The 19,260-nt window shown below is 47.8% G+C and carries 15 protein-coding genes; 6 read left to right on the top strand and 9 right to left on the bottom strand.

Annotation, left to right across the window (positions count from 1 at the left end; all coding sequences use genetic code 11):
• Positions 1-72: 72 nt before the first annotated feature.
• From DW121_RS11265 to DW121_RS11240, 6 genes are all read right to left on the bottom strand, one after another.
• Positions 73-858, bottom strand: coding sequence for an N-acetylmuramoyl-L-alanine amidase-like domain-containing protein (locus tag DW121_RS11265; protein ID WP_118323799.1), 786 nt, complete (start codon positions 856-858; stop codon positions 73-75).
• A 12-nt stretch (positions 859-870) separates the two neighbouring features.
• Entirely contained in the window at positions 871-4,086 is a 3,216-nt protein-coding gene (locus DW121_RS11260) for a glycoside hydrolase family 2 TIM barrel-domain containing protein (protein WP_118323798.1), read from the bottom strand.
• A gap of 37 nt (positions 4,087-4,123) precedes the next feature.
• Positions 4,124-4,978, bottom strand: a complete 855-nt coding sequence (locus DW121_RS11255) for an alpha/beta hydrolase (RefSeq protein WP_118323797.1) — start codon at positions 4,976-4,978, stop codon at positions 4,124-4,126.
• 44 nt (positions 4,979-5,022) lie between these two features.
• Positions 5,023-7,014: an OPT family oligopeptide transporter gene (locus DW121_RS11250; RefSeq protein WP_117712738.1), complete on the bottom strand. Its 1,992-nt coding sequence runs from the start codon at positions 7,012-7,014 to the stop codon at positions 5,023-5,025.
• 162 nt (positions 7,015-7,176) lie between these two features.
• Positions 7,177-7,572 carry a DUF1573 domain-containing protein gene (locus DW121_RS11245; protein ID WP_117712739.1) on the bottom strand — a complete coding sequence of 132 codons (396 nt, stop codon included), beginning with the start codon at positions 7,570-7,572 and terminating at the stop codon, positions 7,177-7,179.
• 88 nt (positions 7,573-7,660) lie between these two features.
• Positions 7,661-8,368 carry a precorrin-2 C(20)-methyltransferase gene (locus tag DW121_RS11240; RefSeq protein WP_118323796.1) on the bottom strand — a complete coding sequence of 236 codons (708 nt, stop codon included), beginning with the start codon at positions 8,366-8,368 and terminating at the stop codon, positions 7,661-7,663.
• Positions 8,369-8,492: 124 nt separating this feature from the next.
• On the opposite strand from DW121_RS11240, the gene DW121_RS11235 reads away from it, so the two are divergent.
• The 6 genes from DW121_RS11235 to DW121_RS11210 all read left to right on the top strand — a co-directional run bounded on the left by DW121_RS11235 (position 8,493) and on the right by DW121_RS11210 (position 14,818).
• Positions 8,493-9,350, top strand: a complete 858-nt coding sequence (locus DW121_RS11235) for a helix-turn-helix domain-containing protein (protein ID WP_117712791.1) — start codon at positions 8,493-8,495, stop codon at positions 9,348-9,350.
• Positions 9,351-9,427: 77 nt separating this feature from the next.
• The gene (locus tag DW121_RS11230; protein WP_118323844.1) at positions 9,428-10,018 is read left to right on the top strand and encodes a DUF417 family protein; all 591 of its coding nucleotides are present in this window, start codon (positions 9,428-9,430) and stop codon (positions 10,016-10,018) included.
• A gap of 2 nt (positions 10,019-10,020) precedes the next feature.
• On the top strand, positions 10,021-11,376 hold the full coding sequence (locus DW121_RS11225) for an FAD-dependent oxidoreductase (RefSeq protein ID WP_118323795.1): 1,356 nt from the start codon (positions 10,021-10,023) through the stop codon (positions 11,374-11,376).
• Between the two features lie 106 nt (positions 11,377-11,482).
• Entirely contained in the window at positions 11,483-12,649 is a 1,167-nt protein-coding gene (locus DW121_RS11220) for an ABC transporter substrate-binding protein (RefSeq protein ID WP_118323794.1), read from the top strand.
• Positions 12,649-13,713 (top strand): iron ABC transporter permease, encoded by a 1,065-nt coding sequence (locus DW121_RS11215; protein ID WP_118323843.1) that lies wholly within the window; start codon positions 12,649-12,651, stop codon positions 13,711-13,713. The genes DW121_RS11220 and DW121_RS11215 overlap by 1 nt, the downstream gene beginning before the upstream one ends.
• Positions 13,714-13,795: 82 nt before the next feature.
• Entirely contained in the window at positions 13,796-14,818 is a 1,023-nt protein-coding gene (locus DW121_RS11210) for an ABC transporter ATP-binding protein (protein ID WP_118323793.1), read from the top strand.
• Between the two features lie 14 nt (positions 14,819-14,832).
• Here the strand turns inward: DW121_RS11210 and DW121_RS11205 are convergent, their stop codons facing one another.
• The 3 genes from DW121_RS11205 to cobM are packed head-to-tail and all read right to left on the bottom strand — an operon-like array spanning position 14,833 to position 19,257.
• The gene (locus DW121_RS11205; protein WP_118323792.1) at positions 14,833-15,504 is read right to left on the bottom strand and encodes an outer membrane beta-barrel protein; all 672 of its coding nucleotides are present in this window, start codon (positions 15,502-15,504) and stop codon (positions 14,833-14,835) included.
• Entirely contained in the window at positions 15,501-17,399 is a 1,899-nt protein-coding gene (gene cbiD, locus DW121_RS11200) for a cobalt-precorrin-5B (C(1))-methyltransferase CbiD (RefSeq protein ID WP_118323791.1), read from the bottom strand. Before cbiD ends, DW121_RS11205 begins: the two co-directional genes overlap by 4 nt.
• A 4-nt stretch (positions 17,400-17,403) precedes the next feature.
• Positions 17,404-19,257: a precorrin-4 C(11)-methyltransferase gene (gene cobM / locus DW121_RS11195; RefSeq protein ID WP_117712794.1), complete on the bottom strand. Its 1,854-nt coding sequence runs from the start codon at positions 19,255-19,257 to the stop codon at positions 17,404-17,406.
• Positions 19,258-19,260: the final 3 nt, after the last annotated feature.

The raw sequence follows: 19,260 nt of genomic DNA, 5'->3' as shown, positions 1-19,260 counted from the left end.
AAGGATGTACCTATTATTAAATATTGGGTACATCCTTGAATTGTTTTTAGATTTATGGTGTTTTCTAATGTCTTATTGCTTGTCTTCTTTCATTCTCAACACCCTAATCCCTGTAAATCTTTTATTGTTTTTCAGCATCTGTGCTAATGGCCTCTGCGTAATAACCACCATTTTCTGGGTAGAGGAAGCATGAAGTAGTTTCAATATTCCTTTTTCATAGTAGGCAATACCCAGATGGACAACATCCAATCCCGGAATATTGGTGGTAATGGCTATGATATCGCCATTCTTTATCCAACTGAAACCATTGTCGGGCAACTTATTTTTGGGGATATAATGAGTAACTTGTCCGGACAGCGCCTTTTCTATATTTTCAATCTTGCTGATATTTTCGGGAGAAGCTTCCAAATGCTTGTATGCTTTAGGATGCGTGGACATGAAATTGAGAGATAATTTTAGCGTATCGGGGCTGTTGGCAGCGGCTACGTCGTCTATAAAACCATGCCTAACACCGTTATTCACCCAATCAGCGATGTAATGTAGGCGGGAAGTGTAACCGTCAATCTTACCGTTACGATAACGGATGTTTTGCAAACTTCGTGCGTAATCAGCCTTGTCTATTGTTTCGTTCTTGACGGGAGAGAGAGCGAGGGCAAGCACATATTCCACAAAAGTGGTGCAATCTACTTCATCGAAGTTGACTACAAGTTTTTCCTCATCGTTCACTTCCAGCGTATGTGCCACGTAGGGAGTTTTAAGGAAGTTCAATCCGTATTTCAGTATGACATTGCCCGTTTCCTGCGCGGAAACGGGCAATGCTATTACCAAAGTACAAAGCATACCGAGTAAGGTTTTCATTATCTCAGTGTTTTAGTATTTATATATCAAACTCTTAAAATCCGTTTTCTTGTCGAACGGCACAATCGTAAAGCCATAGTCAATGGCATTTTGCTTACCGGAATGTATGAGATAAGGTTCGTGTGCCAAGGCTCCCCAACTGTTATCACCGCCTACACCCATCATACGGTAGTCAATGAAAAAATCTACCAAGGATTCCGGTTGCGGATCGGTAAGGTGGCGGTGATTGGTCTTTTCGGTACGGGGAGCGGCATTTTCCAAAGAGTCACCGCTGTCCAGACTTTCCAGCGGATAGTTGGATACGTTCATCTCAAAAGTGCGGTCGGCTACAAACAGCAAGCCTTCCTTTGCCTTATCAGTGAGTGTACACCAATAGATATCCGTACGGTGGTTGTTTTCCTGCGGACGGATATAGGGTTCGTACATATCTTTGATGCCTGACGTATATTCACCGAAGAATTGTGAGGTGCGACGGTCGCGATAGTTCTCTTCCGGACCGCGTCCGTAGTAGGTCAGCGAGGTGATGCGGGCGGGAAGCTGCATTCGTAATCCAACACGCGGTATCATCGGGCTTTGGGTATTCTCTGCAACGAAATGATTGTCTACTTTAATAATTCCGTTGTTGTACACTTTGTACGTTATATCCCATCGGGCATCAGTCTGCGGGAAGTGATAGGTGACCTTTACTGCTGTAGAGTCTTTGTCCCGCACTACATTGAAACTTTCGGCTTTCGGCTCTTGATAACTGGCTTCTTTCCATGTTTTCAGCCGTATAGGCAGTTGAGCTCCATAATCATTGTCGGTAGGAGCACGCCAAAAGAAGGGGCGGGGGCCTTGTCCGTTGTAAATGAATTCCTGCTTTTTGTATTGGTAGGACACTAACAGACCGCTTTGCTTGTCGAATGTGGCTTTAAAGTCTGTACCGGAGAAAGTGACTTGTTTACCGTTATCCTCCAATCCGGCGAATGCCTGCTGCGGAGCATTTTCCTTGTGGAAAGTATATACATAGGTCTGTTCGCGGGCGATGACTGTACCTGCCGGAAGGAAAGGCTCGGGTGTACGGATAGCGGCGTAGAACTCTATACGTACGTCTCCGGTGGAGTGGTTGACTACGGGAATACCATTCAGGAACGGACTGGTGACGGTTTGACCCGGTTCGGCTTTGATGTCTCTGATGCGACCTTTGTAAATTTCCTGACCGTGACGACGAACGATGTAGTAGAAGTCGTATTTATCGAGATTGGTAAAGGAAAAGTCGTTTCGTATCTTTACAACGAAGGCTACACGGTCGAAATCGAAGAACTTGATATTCTGATACACTTTCTTCATCTCTTCAGTCTGCGGCTTGACGCTACGGTCGGGATACACCACGCCGTTGATACAGAAGTCACCATCGGACGGAGTGCCGTATTCACCGTAATCGCCGCCGTACTTCCAATATTTGCGGCCGTCGGAGGTTTCGGCAGCAAGTCCCTGGTCTACCCAGTCCCAGATGCACCCCCCTTGCAGGATGGGATACTTCTCGATGATGTCCCAATATTCCTGAAAGTTGCCGAGACTGTTTCCCATGGCATGGGCGTATTCACAAAGAATAAGCGGGCGAGTCATTTTGGGATTCTGGGCATATTTTTCGATGTGCTTGGGACGGTGGTACATGGGACAATAAATGTCTGTGTTCCATTCCAGTAAGGCACGCTCGTATTGTACGGGACGGCTGTCCAATGCTTTCAGTGTGTTGTAGGTGACGTAGAAGTTCAGACCGTTGCCCGCTTCATTTCCAAGCGACCAAGTGATGATGCAGGGATGATTTTTGTCGCGCTCGTACATATTCAGCGTACGGTCTACGTGGGCATTCATAAACAGAGGATTATTTCCCAATGTTCCGCCTACATTCAGGTTATAGCCCATTCCGTGGCTTTCAATATTGGCTTCATCTATGACGTAGATGCCATACCGGTCACACAGTTCGTAGAAGCGTTCCTGTTGCGGGTAGTGACAGGTACGTACGGTGTTTATATTGTATTGTTTCCAAAGTTCGAAGTCTTTCAGCATGAGATCTTCGGTGACGTAATGTCCGGTGTATTCATTGTGCTCGTGATAGTTGACTCCTTTCACGAGGATAGGCCGGCCGTTTACCATGAGTTGCTTGTCTTTTATCTCTACGGTACGAAAACCTACTTTGCAGCTGGTGGCTTCAATAACGTCTCCGTTGATGTGTTTCAAGCTGATAACGAGTGTATAGAGGTTCGGTGTTTCGGCTGTCCATTGCAACGGTTCTTTGATTGTTTTGGTGTTGAATTCTACTTCTGTCTGTCCGTAGCTTACGCGGACTGAGGACTGGGCAATCTGTTTGTCTTTGCTGTTGAGCAGACGATAGCCTACGATAAACGGAATCTCCTTATTGGTTTCATTGGCAAACTTTACTTTCAGCTTTAAGATGCCGTTGCGGTAATTGTCGTCCAAGGGAGTTTCTGCTTTGAAGTCCGTCAGGTGTATCTGCGGTTGGGCATACATATAGATGTCCCGTTCGATGCCGCTGATGCGCCAGAAGTCCTGACACTCCAGATAGTTGCCGTCGGAAAAGCGGTGCACCTGTATGGCTATCACGTTCTCACCTCGGCGGGCAAAGGAAGTGACATTGAAGCGGGCAGGGGTTTTGGCGTCTTTGTTCATGCCTACAAATTTGCCGTTGAGGTAGTAGAAAGCCGCTCCGCGTACTCCGTCGGCACTTAGGAAGATTTCTTTGTTTTCCCAGTCGGCGGGCAGGGTGAAGGTACGGCGGTAAGTTCCCGTAGGATTCCATTCTTTAGGCACATAAGGCGGATTGGGCTTGTCCCAATAGGGCGCGTAACCTGCAGAGCAGAACTCATATGGATGATTGACGTAGATAGGAGTGCCGAAGCCCTGTAATTCCCAGTTACCGGGAACATTGATATCCGGCCATTTGCTTACGTCTGTACGGGTATCCATGAAGTCGGTGGGGCGATCGGCAAAGTTTTCTACGTAATGGAACTTCCACTTACCGTTGAGTGAAAGACGAAATGTTCCGTTTTTACGGTCGTTGATAACGGCATCCGCTTCGTTTGTATAAGAAGTGAATGTACTGCGGGGCAGTTCTTTGTTGATGCTTGTCAGTCTGGGGTTGGTGATTTGTCCGTACCTTTCTTCCTGTGCCGTGAGGGCAAGAGGAAGAAAGGCAGCGGCAATCAATAGTCTTTGTATTTTCATATAGGGAAGTTTTAAGGCTTGAATGGTAAATGGATTATTATAGAGTTTCTCTCAACCACTTCTCCAGCTCGTCGGTCCATTGCCGTTTGTACGTGAAGTTATCACGGAATCCCCAACCATGGCCACCTGTCGGATAGACGTGCAAGGTGGCGGGAACTTTTTGTTCACGCAGGGAAAGGAAATAACCGATGCTATTGATAGGAGGTACGGCTCCGTCATCGGCCGACAACATGATGAATGCCTGTGGAGTTTTGGGAGATACCTGTCGTTCGAGCGAGTATTTCTGTTCCAGTTCGGTGGAAGGATTCTCGCCAAGAAGATTCCGGCGTGAACCACCATGGGTGACACCTTTCAGCATGGAGATGACGGGATAGAACAATATTTGAAAATCAGGACGGGTAGCGTCACTGCCGTATAGCGTGGCAAGGGATGCGGCCAGATGTCCGCCTGCAGATGCACCCATGATGCCGATGCGATTGGGATTGATGTTCCATTCTTTGGCATGCTTGCGCATGAGGCGGATGGCTTGTTCGGCATCCGACAGGGGGACTTCGTAATGCTCGTTCGGCATCCGGTATTTCAGTACCGCATACGTAATGCCCTGTGCCATAAACCAAGCTGCCATATCATGTCCCTCGTGGTTCATGGCAAGACGTGCGTATCCGCCTCCGGGGCACATGATAATAGCCATGCCGTTAGGCTTTGCAGGACGGTAAACGGTGATGGAAGGATTAACCACATTGGCAACACGACCACCCTGCAAGTCTTCTTCAGTACCCGTCAGCCCGTTTGTATTAGGTGCTCCGTCGGGCCATAAAAGCAGCTCGACGGGCTTCTGTGCAGATAATATCGTAGTTACGAATAAAAGAGATAAGAATAGTATATTTCTCATAATGAATATAGTTTCCTTTGAACTTATTTTAATATCCTCGCAGCTTATTTGGTTTTCATCGAAGCTTTTACGAGATAGAATATCAGAATGGCATAAGCACCCAGTGCCAGCACCTCAGACCATGTGTTGTTGAGCCATGCGTCGTTCACCAGATTGACACCGCCGAAGCGCATTGCCGCACTTACCACACCCATTAGCGCACCGCCGGCAATGAAACCGGATGCCAGCAATGTACCTTTTTCGCCACGTTCGGCATTGAGGGCTGCGTCTTTGCTGCGGCTGGTTACGTACCAGTTTACAGCGCCACCCACTACCAGCGGAACGTTCAGTTCCAACGGAATGAACATACCCAATGCAAAGGCAAGTGCAGGTATTTTGCAAGCGTTCAGTAGGATGGCCAGTACCGCACCGATGCCGTAAAGCAACCAGGGTGCGCCTACACCGTTCATCAGAGGTTCTATTACCGCCGCCATTGCGTTGGCTTGCGGAGCTGCCAGTTGTCCGCTGGTAAATCCGTATGTCTTGTTCAGGATAATCATGACACCACCTACGGTAGCCGCAGAAACAATTGTTCCGAGGAACTTCCATGTTTCCTGTTTTATAGGGGTGCTTCCCAGCCAATAACCTATTTTAAGGTCGGTGATGAAACCGCCTGCCATAGACAGCGCCGTACAAACCACGCCACCCATAACCAATGCCGCTACCATTCCACCCGGGCCTTTCAAGCCTACCGTCACCATTACTACGGACGCAAGGATAAGTGTCATCAATGTCATTCCCGATACCGGATTTGTTCCCACAATGGCAATGGCATTAGCTGCCACAGTGGTAAAGAGGAATGAGATGCCTGCAACGAGCAAAATAGCTACCAATGTATGTAACAGATTGCCCTGCATCACATCAAAGTAGAAGAATAGCGTAACCAATATCAATGTGATGATAGAACCGATAGCGATAATCTTCATGGAAAGGTCGCGTTGCGTACGCTTTAGGTTCGCTTTGGCATCAGTCTTGCCGCCCATTTCTTTGGCAGCAAGTCCTACGGCGCTCTTGATGATACTCCATGACTTAATGATACCGATGATACCTGCCATGGCGATACCGCCGATGCCGATGCTTTTGGCGTAGTGTTGGAAGATTTCTTCGGGAGACATTGCGCCTACGGTGACGGTAATCTCCGGATTCCATTGGTTCAGTATGCTGTCTCCCCAAATGAGTGACATACCCGGAATGATAATCCACCATACAGCAAGCGAACCGGCACAAATAATGGAAGCGTATTTCAGTCCGACAATATACCCCAAACCCAATACAGCCGCTCCGGTATTTACTTTGAACACCAGCTTGACCTTTTCTGCCAACATTTCGCCGAAGCCACATACGCGGGTTGTGAAGTTTTCGTTCCACCACCCGAAAGTAGCTACTATAAAGTCATAAAGGCCTCCGATAATACCTGCCAGTAACAACGGTTTTGCTTGGCTGCCGCCTTTCTCACCCGATACAAGCACTTGTGTTGTTGCGGTTGCTTCGGGAAAAGGATATTTGCCATGCATATCGCTGACGAAATATTTACGGAAGGGAATAAGGAAAAGAATACCCAGCACACCACCCAGCAGCGAGCTGATGAATACCTGTGCAAATGTTACGGTGATTTCCTGCGGATAACTTTCCTGCAGGATATACAGTGCGGGCAGGGTGAAGATGGCACCTGCCACAATAACTCCGGAACTGGCTCCGATGGATTGGATGATAACGTTTTCGCCCAGTGCGTTCTTACGTTTGGCGGCACTGGACACACCAACGGCAATAATGGCAATAGGAATAGCCGCTTCGAATACTTGTCCCACTTTCAGTCCCAGATAGGCTGCCGCTGCCGAAAACAGGATTGCCATAGCAATACCCCACAGTACCGACCAAAGGTTTACCTCCGGATATTTTTTGTCAGGACTCATCAAGGGGTTGTAGACTTCTCCCGGCTTTAGCTCACGGAATGCATTTTCCGGCAAGCCGGTAAGTTTCTCTTCTTCTTGTTTCATAATAGCTGTTTTATTTTTTATTGTTATGATTGCGATATGTATTGGATTTAGTATTGTGAATATGTAAGTTCATTTCACAAGTCAAATTTGTTATAGACTTCAAAGAAAGCAAAAAAAAAGGAGAATTAAAAAATTCTCCTTTATTCTGTAGCATAAAAACGCTTATTTGGCATCTTTGGCAGTCATATCACCTTCAACAAATATCCGCATCATCTCAGTTTTGGCATTGGTGCGTAATGTAATGGACTTCTTGAAGTGTCCGGGATATTTGCCTGTACCGTTGTAGGTAATCTTGATAGTTCCGGTTTTTCCGGGCATTACCGGTTCTTGAGTATATTCGGGCACTGTACATCCGCAAGATGCCACGGCTTGGTGGATTACCAGCGGAGCATCACCCACATTGGTAAATTTAAATGTATAACTTACCACCGGACTGTTTTCTGAGAATGTTCCGAAATCGTGGGTGGTCTTTTCGAATTTGATATCTGCCTGACCTTGTGCATAAGCATAACCGATACTCATAACGAGCATTAACATATAAAAAGCAAGTTTCTTCATGTCTTTATCTTTTTAATTATAAAGTGCAAAGGTAAGCCATTTCTGCAAAAATCACTCGTACTCTGTGCGAAAATGTATTAAATCGGCATCAGAAGCTATTGTGGCGAATAATTATTAGGGAGAAATAAGGAAAGTGAAGGGCTTCAATCTGTCGTGTGTCACAAATGTATTTCTCCTGCGGAGTGCCTACATTCTCAAAATAATGATAATCGTATTCGGGATGCAGGCGGATGCAGCGGTGTACTTCGTCGGTGCATTGCGACAGTTTCATAATGACGACTGTGCTCCGGGATTGTATCAGCTGCTCTATTTCATCGGCGGTGGTGATGCCGGGAATTACAGTCAGCCGCTCTTCTTGGCTGGCGATGTGCAGTCCGCCTCGTGCCCCGGCGGCAATGAAGGCGGGGATGCCGGCAATCTGTTCTACGGGAGTACCGCCGGCTTGCAGTTTCTCATATATATAATGTATGGAAGAGTAGAAGCCTGTGTCACCTTCTGCCACAATAGCCACTCTCTTGCCTGCATGATGCAGTGAAAGGGCAGCGGCATATACTTGGTCGTAAGCGTTGAGGGCATCCATCCGCTGTTTGCTCATGGGTAGGGAGAAACGGTAGATATGGTCGGCAGGAATGTCGAGTTGGAGCATGATGTCGGCGGCGCGTGACAGGAGACGACCGTCTCGGGCGGGTGTTTCGGGACAGAAGATGCAATCGGCGTTTTGCAGCGCTTTCAGTCCTTTCAGGGTAATCAGTTCGGCTTCGCCGGGACCGAGTGATACGAATATGATGGGAAACATTATACTTTACTATTAATCAAGTTAGAAATAAAATAGGAACTTAGGGATGCAAAAGTCGGGAAATAATCAATAGTAAACAAGATATTATTTATCTTTGTGTATTCCTATCAAATAATCTATGCTTATGGACTATCAACTGAATACGCGCCTGAACGGCAATATCGCAATGACATCCCGCTTCCACGAAAGCAGGTCGCTGCAACGTGACAAGACTTTGTATAAGTTTCTGTGGGTACAGAGCGGTACGCTTACCGTCGAGGTGGACCACATCCCAATGAAGCTGGAGAAGGATGAGATTATCACGCTTACCCCGCTGCATCATCTGGACATAAAAGAGGTGGAGGGTGAATATCTGACGTTTGTTTTCAACAGTAACTTTTACTGTATCTATGGGCATGACAATGAAGTGTCCTGCAACGGTTTCCTCTTTTACGGTTCATCTCAGGTAATGCGGTTGAGGTTGTCGGAAGAACAGTCGTCCAACCTGCACGATATAGTCCGTATCTTCCGTCAGGAGTCTGCCATTAATGATAATCTCCGGGAAGAGATGTTGCGGATTGTACTGAAACGTTTCATCATCACCTGCACACGTATTGCCCGTACAAGGTTCGGTGTGGGACGGGAGAATGAGAGGACTTTCGATATTATCCGCCAATTCTATGTATTGGTAGACCAGAACTTCCGCGAGAAGAAGCAGGTACAGGACTATGCCGATATGCTTTGTCGTTCACCTAAAACGCTGTCCAATTTATTTTCCATTTGCGGACTGCCTTCTCCGCTTCGCGTCATTCACGAACGGATAGATGCGGAAGCCAAACGTCTGTTGCTGTACACACGGAAAAGCGCTAAGGAAATCAGTTCCCTTTTGGGCTTTGAGGACTTGGCTACATTCAGCCGTTTCTTTAAGAAAATGACGGGAGAGAGTGTGTCGGACTACCGAAAACAGACACAACGGGAAGAATTGCCAACTATTGCGGAATAATTGCCATTCCACAGCCGGCGGGAAACAGGGATATTTGCAAAGTCAATCATTATAACTCAATAAAAAACAAAATGAAAATGAAAACGAAATTACAAAACCTGTTCATTGCGGCACTGACACTTGCCGCTTCTTCCCAAAAGTTAGGCATTAACTTAATCCGTGTGGCTATCCTTGTGATATTTGTATGGATAGGCGGTTTGAAATTCTGGAATTACGAAGCCGAAGGAATCGTTCCGTTTGTGGCGAACAGTCCGTTCATGAGCTTCTTCTACAACAAGCCTGCACCGGAATACAAGGAATATAAACTGAAAGAGGGTGAGTTCAATGAAGCTAAGCACCAATGGCACGTAGAGAACAATACTTACGGCTTTTCCTACGGCCTTGGCATATTGATTATGACAATCGGCATCCTTACTTTCTTGGGGATATTCTCTCCCAAAATCGGATTGGTGGGGGCTGTACTTGCCATCATAATGACTGTCGGCACGCTTTCGTTCCTTGTCACCACTCCTGAGGTATGGGTTCCCGACTTGGGAAGCGGAGAGCATGGTTTCCCTTTACTGACCGGAGCCGGACGACTGGTCATTAAAGATACCGCTATCCTTGCCGGAGCTATCGTGGTACTGGCAGACAGCGCAAAAAGAGTCTTGAATCAATTAAAGAAATAAGTATGAAGAAGTATGATGCTATTATCATAGGCTTTGGAAAAGGCGGCAAGACACTTGCCGCCGAATTGGCGAAGCGGAATTTCACCGTTGCCATGATAGAGCGCTCGGATAAGATGTACGGAGGTACGTGCATCAATATCGGGTGTATCCCGACCAAGACATTGGTACATTCGGCTGAACTGGCGGATAAGAACGCGTCTTGGGAACAGAAACAGGCATACTACCGCCGGTCTGTTGCAAGGAAAGAGGAAGTAACCTCGTTCCTGCGTCAGAAGAACTACCATAACCTGGCAGACAACCCCAATATAACGGTATATACAGGTACGGGCTCTTTCATCGCTCCCGATGCGGTAGAGGTACGCATGGCGGAAGAAACTATTCAGCTTCAAGCCCCGCAGATATTTGTCAATACGGGGGCTGAAACCGTTATTCCTCCCATTGAGGGGGTAAGGGATAATCCGAAGGTGTACACCAGTACTTCCATAATGGAGTTGGAGGAACTTCCCAAACACCTTGTTATTGTGGGTGGCGGATATATCGGTTTGGAATTTGCTTCGATGTATGCTTCTTTCGGTTCGCAGGTAACGGTACTGGAAAGTTATGCCGAACTGATAGCTCGCGAAGACCGTGACATCGCCGCCAGCGTGCAAGAAGTACTGGAGAAGAAGGGTGTTGCCTTCCGTCTGAACGCCCGTGTACAGTCCGTGGACGGTACGGTGGTTGTCTATCAGGATGCTGTGACGGGCGAGGTTCTGCGACTGGATGCGGATGCCATTCTCCTGGCAACCGGACGCCGGCCCAATACCGCAGGTTTGAACTTGGCAGCGGCAGGTGTGGAAGTGGACGAACGTGGCGCTATCATCGTGAACGAGCATTTGCAGACCACCAATCCTAACATTCGTGCTATCGGTGATGTGAAAGGCGGCTTACAGTTCACTTACATTTCGTTGGACGATTATCGCATTCTTCGTGAGGACTTGTTTGGAGCGGGTGAGCGCAAGGTGTCCGACCGTGAGCCGGTGGGTTATTCGGTATTTATCGATCCGCCCCTTTCGCGCATTGGCATGAGCGAGGTTGAAGCCCGTAAGAGAGGCTTGAATATCAAGGTAAACAAACTACCCGTTGCCGCTATTCCGCGTGCTCGCACATTGGGCAATACGAACGGGTTGTTCAAGGTGATAGTAGATGCCGATACCGATAAGATAGTGGGTTGTACGTTGTTCGGTCCGGAGTCGAGTGAAGTAATCAACTTGGTGGCGATGGCCATGAAGACAGGACAGGAGTATACTTTCCTGCGCGATTTCATCTTCACGCATCCAAGTATGAGCGAGGCGTTGAATGATTTGATGAACTTATAGATTCTGTTTCTTTATATAACGATTATAACGATTTGTTTGGGGAGAGTTTGCGTATCTCCCCAAAATTGCCGAATATTGTGCCCTGAAATATAAAACCCGAATAATCATGACCAGATTACCTCTCATAGGTATTGCATTTGCGTGTGCATTGTCTATGACTTCTTGCGGGGCAAAGTCCCGGCAAATGTCCGGCAATTCCGATTCCACAGCTGTTGCAGTCTCCGCTACGGATACTGCTTCTGCTATTATTCCTACCTATGCCAAAGGATATACGGTGAAATATCTGCCGGGAAATGTACGTCTGGTGGACATACGCGACCCTCAGAAAGAAGAGGGGAATACCTTTCGGTATGCTTTAGTGCCAAGAGGTACGAAGCCTGCCGGCATTCCCGCCGATTATACCGTGATAGAGACTCCGGTGAAGCGTGTCATCTGCATGACTTCCCTGCAACTGTCCAACTTTATCCGTTTGGATGCTTGCGATTATGTGGTGGGCATCACCAGTACCCGCCACCTTTTCAATAAGGAGATGAACGGGCGTCTGAAATCGGGTGAAACATCCAAAATAGGGATTGAAGGTAATTTCGATAATGAGGTGATTATGAGTATAGCCCCCGATGTAATCTTTATCTCTCCTTTCAAGCGGGGCGGATATGACGCCATGCGTGAGATAGGCATTCCGCTGGTTCCGCATCTGGGGTATAAAGAGATGACTCCGTTGGGACAGGCAGAGTGGATAAAGTTTATCGGTATGTTCATCGGGCAGGAAGCCGAGGCGAATGCCAAGTTTGCCGAGATAGAGAAGCGGTATAATGAGTTGAGGGAGTTGGTGGCGGGCGTGAAAAGGCGTCCTGTGGTGTTCAGCGGTGAAATACGTGGCGGCAACTGGTATGCGGTAGGCGGAAAGAGTTTTCTTGCCGAGTTGTTTCGTGATGCCGGTGCGGACTATTTCCTGAAAGACGACCCGCGTTCGGGCGGCGTAATGCTGGACTTCGAGACGGTGTACAGCCGGGCGGAGAGTGCCGACTATTGGCGTATCGTCAACAGTTACGACGGAACATTCTCTTACGATGCCTTGAAGTCTTTAGACCCTCGTTATGCCGACTTTCGCGCCTTCCGTGAGAAAGGGGTAATTTATTGCAATATGCGTGAGAAGCCTTTCTATGAGAGTATGCCCATGCAGCCCGAGATAGTATTGGAAGATTTGATTCATGCTTTTCATCCTGACTTGTTACCCGATTATGAACCTACTTATTACGAGCGCTTGAAATGATGAAAAGACCTACGCTGCTGTTGATGATATTGATATTGGCATTCATCTTCCTGTTCTTTCTGCTGAACCTGCTGTTGGGTTCTGTTCATATCCCATTTGGCAAGATATGGGACTTATTGTGGGGTACAGGAGTAGCTTCCACTCCCGATGTGATGAGCAATCAAGAGATTATTTGGAGCAATATCATTTGGAAAAGCCGTGTACCGCAGGCTCTGACCGCATTGGTGGCGGGAGCGGGACTTTCAGTCAGCGGTTTGCAGATGCAGACGGTGTTTCGCAATCCGTTGGCGGGACCTTCGGTACTGGGCATCAGTTCGGGGGCGAGTTTGGGGGTGGCTTGCGTAGTACTGCTGTCCGGTGCCATGGGCGGTGTGGCGCTGAGCCGTTTGGGATATATGGGAGAGGTGGCATTGTCGGTTGCAGCTATTATAGGGGCATTGTTCGTCATGGCACTGATAGTTTACGTTTCCCAAAAGGTAAAGGGAAACGTAACACTGCTGATTATCGGTGTGATGATAGGCTATGTGGCAAGCGCCATTATCGGCGTACTGAAATATTTCAGTGTGGAAGAGGATATACGTGCTTACGTTATTTGGGGATTGGGCAGCTTTGCACGTGTCTCCGGTGACCAGATGTTGCTGTTTGTCTGTATCATGGCAGTATTGCTGCCCTTGTCGTTCCTGCTGATAAAGACCATGAACCTGCTGCTGTTGGGTGACGGCTATGCGCGTAATTTGGGATTGAACATCAAGCGGGCGCGGCTGCTTGTCATATCCTGTTCCGGGGTGTTGGTGGCTATTGTCACCGCCTACTGCGGGCCTATCATGTTTATAGGATTGGCAGTACCTCATTTGTGCCGTGCTATTTTCCACACATCCGACCATCGCATCTTGATGCCCGCCACCTTGCTGGTAGGCGCTGCATTGGCGTTGGTGTGCAATCTGATAGCCCGTATGCCGGGATTCGAGGGAGCGTTACCTGTCAATTCGGTAACGGCATTGGTAGGAGCTCCGGTCGTTGCATCCGTACTTTTCAGAAAGAGGAAAGGGGAGTTGAACGAATAAAAGTATCAAGTATATCAAACAACCATATCAAGTACATCAAACGAGCGTATCAAGTATATCAAACTATAATACCATATATATATTGAAAAACGAGACTATACATATCGAGAATCTCTCTATCGGGTATCCCGGTAAGAGTGATGTGAAAGTGGTGGCGGACGGTATTTGTGCCGGTATCAACAGTGGTGAACTGACCTGTCTGTTGGGTGCTAACGGAGTAGGTAAGTCCACACTGCTACGTACCTTGTCCGCTTTTCAGCCCAAGCTGGGAGGAGAGATACGTATTCAGGGAAAAGAGATTGAATCCTATACCGATAAAGAACTGTCACGCGTTATCAGCGTGGTGCTGACGGAGAAGTGCGACATCCGCAATATGTCCGTTACGGAATTGATAGGATTGGGACGCAGTCCCTATACCGGTTTTTGGGGTACGCTGACCAAGGAAGACAAGCGTGTGGTGGAACACTCCATTGCTCTGGTCGGTATTTCTCATTTGGCGCACCGGATGGTGCATACATTGAGTGACGGTGAGCGCCAGAAAGTAATGATAGCTAAAGCGCTTGCCCAAGAAACTCCGGTGATTTATCTGGACGAACCTACCGCCTTTCTTGATTTTCCCAGTAAGGTGGAGATGATGCAACTGTTACACCATCTCAGCCGGCAGACAGACAAGACCATTTTTCTTTCTACGCACGACCTTGAACTGGCTCTGCAAATAGCCGATAAAATCTGGCTTATGGACAAAGTGAACGGTGTTACTATCGGTACTCCCGAGGATTTGTCCCTGAACGGTAGCCTCAGTAATTTCTTTGCCCGTAAAGGCATTGTATTCGACTTGGAGACCGGATTGTTCCGTGTAGACAATGAATATATCTCGCAGGTGCGTTTGGTAGGACATGGGCAGAGGTATGCCATGGTGCGCAAGGCTTTGCAGCGTAACGGCATACTTGCTAACCGTAATGTAGAGTCGGAAACCTATATCGAAACAGGTGATTTGAAAGGAGACGGGACATTTATTTTGCATCAACCCGGTGAAACGCCGCTATGTCTTACCTGTATCGAAGATTTATTATCGAAGCTCCACGAGTCTTTGCTTTGCAAATGATAATTATCCGGTCTTTATCGGAATTTATACCCTATGGTAAAGAATGAGGCGAAATTCTTGGGCAGGTAATTACGGAACTCTTTTGTATCTATTACTTGTCTCAGTTGTTGATTAATCTTTACCAGTCCCATTTGTGCCTCTGCACCGATAATGAATTTGTGGTACTGAAATGCGATTTTTACGATAATGCCACCATCCAACCGTCTGTTTCCGGCGTTGTTTTCCAGTACACTGCCAAAAGTATCTATCTTGAAACGGCTATGACCGTCAAAATCGTGTGGTATGCTGCCGGATGTCTTTCCGCCTATACCACAAGCTATGTATGGGCCAAAGATTACCGCTGCATGATAATTCTTTCCCAAAGGCAGTCGTGTAGCCGCCATGAGAGGTATCTGCAAGTATAATTCATTCATCTTGGCATTTATCAGAGTATTCTCAACATATTTTATATTGTCCTTTCCACCTATGGATACAAATTCCAGGGCAGATTGCAACGCCCAAGTTTTATTGAGCGTATATTCTGCACCTACTCCCGTTTTATAGGATATTTGCGTGTCACTGCCGGAATGTCTTCCGTAGAGACGGGAAGTCCCTATTCCCGTCTCTGCATAAAAGGAGAAAGGTGATTGAGCTTGTACGGTTAATGCAGCAACCGCCAGACTGATTATCATCATTACCTTTTTCATACGTATATTTTTCCACTTTCACTGATTAGTAATATGGTAAGTTCTCCGTTGGGTAATAGAGGAGCGCAGCATTGACGACAATGTTCTATCAGTAGTTTGGAGAAAGCCTCCGTCTTTTCTGTAGGGATAATATCCCATAACTCCCGTGCCAGATTCATTTGCCGGATAGCGGCCAATACATCTTCTTTACAACCTGACCGGCGGGCAATATCTTGAATGAAATCCTTGTTCATTGTCACTTTCTTGCTGTGGGTGTCGAGATTGCCTTCCGCCAGCTTCACCGCTTTGCCCATCATGACTCCTAATGTGACATAAGGCAGTTTCAATTCGTCGGCAATCCTCAAAGTCTCTCCGATGAAGTTGCCATAATGTACAAAGGACTGCGCCGGCAGTCCGGAATAATATGCTTTGATGTATTTCTCACTCTTTGCTCCGGAACTGATAACGATACGCGGACTGCCTGTGGCATGTGCCACCTCCATCGACTTGCGGATAGAACCGATGAACGCCTCGCTGGAGAAGGGTTTCACGATGCCCGATGTGCCGATGATAGATATGCCTCCCTCTATACCCAGCCTGGGATTGAAAGTACGTTTGGCTATTTCTTCTCCACCGGGTACGGAGATAGTGACAAGAAACGGATTGAGATGCTTGGGTATATGGAGACGTTCAAGACATAGCTTTACATTGTTCTCTATCATCTTGCGCGGAGTAGGATTAATGGCGGATGTACCCAGTTCCAGTCCTAGTCCGGACAGGGTGACGATGCCTATGCCTTCACCTCCGGCAATGATAATGTTGTAGTCATCTCCGTATACTTCATCCTCTTCGTCAGAGTCGTCCATCTTGAACGGTATTGCCACATTTGCCCTTATTTGCATTCCGTTGGTAATGTCGGGGTCATCTCCCGCATCTTTTATGACATAGGCTTCTGTTTCCATCATCCAGTCATCGTTCAGAAAGCTGGTATGAGGATATTTCTCCAGATTTCCAACGGGAACGCCTATCTTCTCCCCATTGGGCAGAACTATTGGAAACTCTTTGGGACGTGGCTGTCCACTGGTGTTGAATAAATCCCACACAGCAGCCACTGCAGCTGCGGCAGCGCAAGTACCGGTAGTAAGTCCGCTGTGCAGGGGGTAGAACTCAGGCATATATTTCTCTACCATTCTGCGCAGGCTGTATTCACCGGTCACTGTCAGGAATTTATCGGGAAGGGGAGGGCGTTTTATTGCAAAGATATGGATGCCCAGTTCGCGGGCGGCCTCCACCTTTTCGGGAAATCCTCCGGATATGCCGCTTTCTTTAAGCAAGATGGCTTCGGGGTGAAGTCGGCTCATCAGCTGGCGTTCATCCTCTCCGGCATGATAGTAGCACAGGTATTCTTCAGGGAAGTTTTGGCGATTAGCCAGTTCGCGTGAACTGTCACGGTCGAGGATGCGGAAGTAACAGCGGCAGCTTTCCTGCCAAAGTGCTTTCAGCTTGCCTATGGACTGTACTCCGGTCAATGCCAGTAATATATAAATTTCTTCTCTTCTTATCCGGCAGATGGCATCTTCGTAATTGTCACACCATGTGATATAGTCGTCCTGCCTGTCCGGATAGGTGCGTTCGTAGCGTATAGCCGGTATATGGAGCTTGTCGGATACTTCACTGACGTTCCGGTGCAGCTCTTCGGCAAAGGGGTGGGCGGCATCTATCAGCAGTGAGATGTTCTTTTTACGGCAGAAGTTTTCCAAGCTGATGTTGTCCATGCCACCTTGCAGGCGGATGCCGTTGTGCAGAGGAATGTCCTGTTCATTGCCCTTGGTAGAATAATAGAAGGGCTTTCCGGCTTCCTCAAGTGTTTGGACGGCTATGCGTCCCTCGGTTGTACCGCCTAATATCAGTATCATATTTTTATTTTCTGAATAAGTGTTTGAATTCGTGTGCATATAGTCGCGACAGTCCCTCACGATTGCCGATAGCCTCGCCTACAACAATCATGGTTGTCAGGGTCAGGTTGTTCTCTTTCACTATTCGGGCAAGGTCTTTCAGTTCTCCCCGGAAGATGCGCTCGTCCTTCCAAGTCAGGTGATAGCATACGGCTACGGGGGTCGTTTCCGGATATTCCTGCAGAAGTTCAGTTTGCACCTGTTCTGCAATGCCTGCGCTAAGGAAGATGCACATAGTACTTTGCGAGTGTGCCATGAGGTGCAGCTTTTCCCGTTCGGGCATGGGGGTTCGTCCTTCGCCACGGGTGAGTATGATGCTTTGCACCTTCTCCGGAATAGTGAACTGCGACTTTAAAGCTGCCGCCGCTGCTTGGAAAGAAGATATACCCGGTGTGATGTGATAACTCATGCCATATCGGTCAAAGTAATTCATCTGTTCCTGTATCGCTCCGTAAATGCAGGGATCACCGGTATGCAGGCGTACGATGAACTTGCCTTTATCGTAGAATTCCTTCATTAGTGCGAACTGCTCCTCCAAGTCCATAGAAGCGGAACTGCGGACTGTTGCTCCGGGTTTGGCACAGAGTGTCAGTTCACGGGGCACAAGGCTGCCTGCATAAAGAATGAGGTCGGCCTTTTCCAACATTTCCCGTCCGCGTACGGAGATAAGGTCGGGATCGCCGGGACCTGCACCGACAATCTCAATGTGCCCCCGGCGCGAGACACAAATATCCATGGCAGCTGCTACCGTATAGTTCTCACCTTTTTGTTTTGGCATTATCAATTGGCTGTTTCCGGCAGAGAGCAGTGCCGCGGCTTCGCTTACACTGGGTGTTCCCATGTGCTTCATTACTGTTTTACTGGGGTGTGGCACATCTACTGTCGCCAGTTCCCCGGCTGTATAAAAATGAATATTATATTTCTTTTTGAGCGACTTCACTACCGGTTCATCACGCTTGGCGTCAATTGTGGAAATGGATGCGATGGCCTGATGAAGGATGTTGTATTCTTTCAAACTGTCCAAAATATTTTCCACTACTTTCTTCGTAGGCCCGGCTTGGCGGGCAAGTCCGATACCGATGTGTAGTACGCGTGGTACATAACAGATGGACGGTACTTCTTCTATGTAGGGCACTTGCGGAGAAACGCACAGCACCAGTTTAAAGCAGGAAGGCTTGATGTCTTTCAGTCGGTAGAAAACCTCTACGTGGGGAGGAAGATGGGCTTCGAGCCAGTCAGTACCCTTGTCTCGGACTTCGAGCAGCAGAGCTGTCGGCTTGCCGGCTACAAAGAGACTGATAGGCTCGTTCATACATGCTTTCATTTTCTCTTCGGGAGTTTTGGCAAGCTCTGCCAGCAGGAGGGCCGAAGCGTCTACATTGATTACCGGAAACCAGTCGAAGCGTTCGGGCAGCTTGTCCAGTGCCCATAATCCGGTGAGGTCGCTTTGGGTAGTTATTATGGGTTCGGCTCCCAGTGTACCTGCTATTATTTCGGTCAGTTCGTTAGCTCCACCGATATGTCCGGAGAGGACGGAAATGGCATATTTGCCGGTACTGTCCACGCAAATTACGGCGGGGTCGGTGTACTTATTCTTCACGCAGGGAGCAATGGAGCGTACGCAGATGCCCATAGCGCCGATAAAAATAAATGCATCGTAGCGGTTGAAGTTCTCAACGATGAAGGTGCCGGTCGATTCTATATGCGTACACCCGTCTTCATGGCGTGGGGTGAAAATTTCCGCTTCAGGAAACTCTTTGAGCAGTAGTTGTGCAGAAGACAGTCCGGCTTCCGAGATGAGCATGATAGCTGTCTTCATATG

The sequence above is a fragment of the Bacteroides sp. AM10-21B genome (assembly GCF_003472565.1).
GTDB lineage: Bacteria > Bacteroidota > Bacteroidia > Bacteroidales > Bacteroidaceae > Bacteroides > Bacteroides propionicigenes.
This window is presented reverse-complemented; position numbering and strand designations above follow the sequence as displayed.

Excerpts from the sequence above, each read along its gene's own strand:
- DW121_RS11265 (WP_118323799.1), bottom strand. The coding sequence starts at position 858 with ATGAAAACCTTACTCGGTATGCTTTGTACTTTGGTAATAGCATTGCCC.
- DW121_RS11260 (WP_118323798.1), bottom strand. The coding sequence starts at position 4,086 with ATGAAAATACAAAGACTATTGATTGCCGCTGCCTTTCTTCCTCTTGCC.
- DW121_RS11255 (WP_118323797.1), bottom strand. The coding sequence starts at position 4,978 with ATGAGAAATATACTATTCTTATCTCTTTTATTCGTAACTACGATATTA.
- DW121_RS11250 (WP_117712738.1), bottom strand. The coding sequence starts at position 7,014 with ATGAAACAAGAAGAAGAGAAACTTACCGGCTTGCCGGAAAATGCATTC.
- DW121_RS11245 (WP_117712739.1), bottom strand. The coding sequence starts at position 7,572 with ATGAAGAAACTTGCTTTTTATATGTTAATGCTCGTTATGAGTATCGGT.
- DW121_RS11240 (WP_118323796.1), bottom strand. The coding sequence starts at position 8,368 with ATGTTTCCCATCATATTCGTATCACTCGGTCCCGGCGAAGCCGAACTG.
- DW121_RS11235 (WP_117712791.1), top strand. The coding sequence starts at position 8,493 with ATGGACTATCAACTGAATACGCGCCTGAACGGCAATATCGCAATGACA.
- DW121_RS11230 (WP_118323844.1), top strand. The coding sequence starts at position 9,428 with ATGAAAACGAAATTACAAAACCTGTTCATTGCGGCACTGACACTTGCC.
- DW121_RS11225 (WP_118323795.1), top strand. The coding sequence starts at position 10,021 with ATGAAGAAGTATGATGCTATTATCATAGGCTTTGGAAAAGGCGGCAAG.
- DW121_RS11220 (WP_118323794.1), top strand. The coding sequence starts at position 11,483 with ATGACCAGATTACCTCTCATAGGTATTGCATTTGCGTGTGCATTGTCT.
- DW121_RS11215 (WP_118323843.1), top strand. The coding sequence starts at position 12,649 with ATGAAAAGACCTACGCTGCTGTTGATGATATTGATATTGGCATTCATC.
- DW121_RS11205 (WP_118323792.1), bottom strand. The coding sequence starts at position 15,504 with ATGAAAAAGGTAATGATGATAATCAGTCTGGCGGTTGCTGCATTAACC.
- cbiD (WP_118323791.1), bottom strand. The coding sequence starts at position 17,399 with ATGATACTGATATTAGGCGGTACAACCGAGGGACGCATAGCCGTCCAA.
- cobM (WP_117712794.1), bottom strand. The coding sequence starts at position 19,257 with ATGAAGACAGCTATCATGCTCATCTCGGAAGCCGGACTGTCTTCTGCA.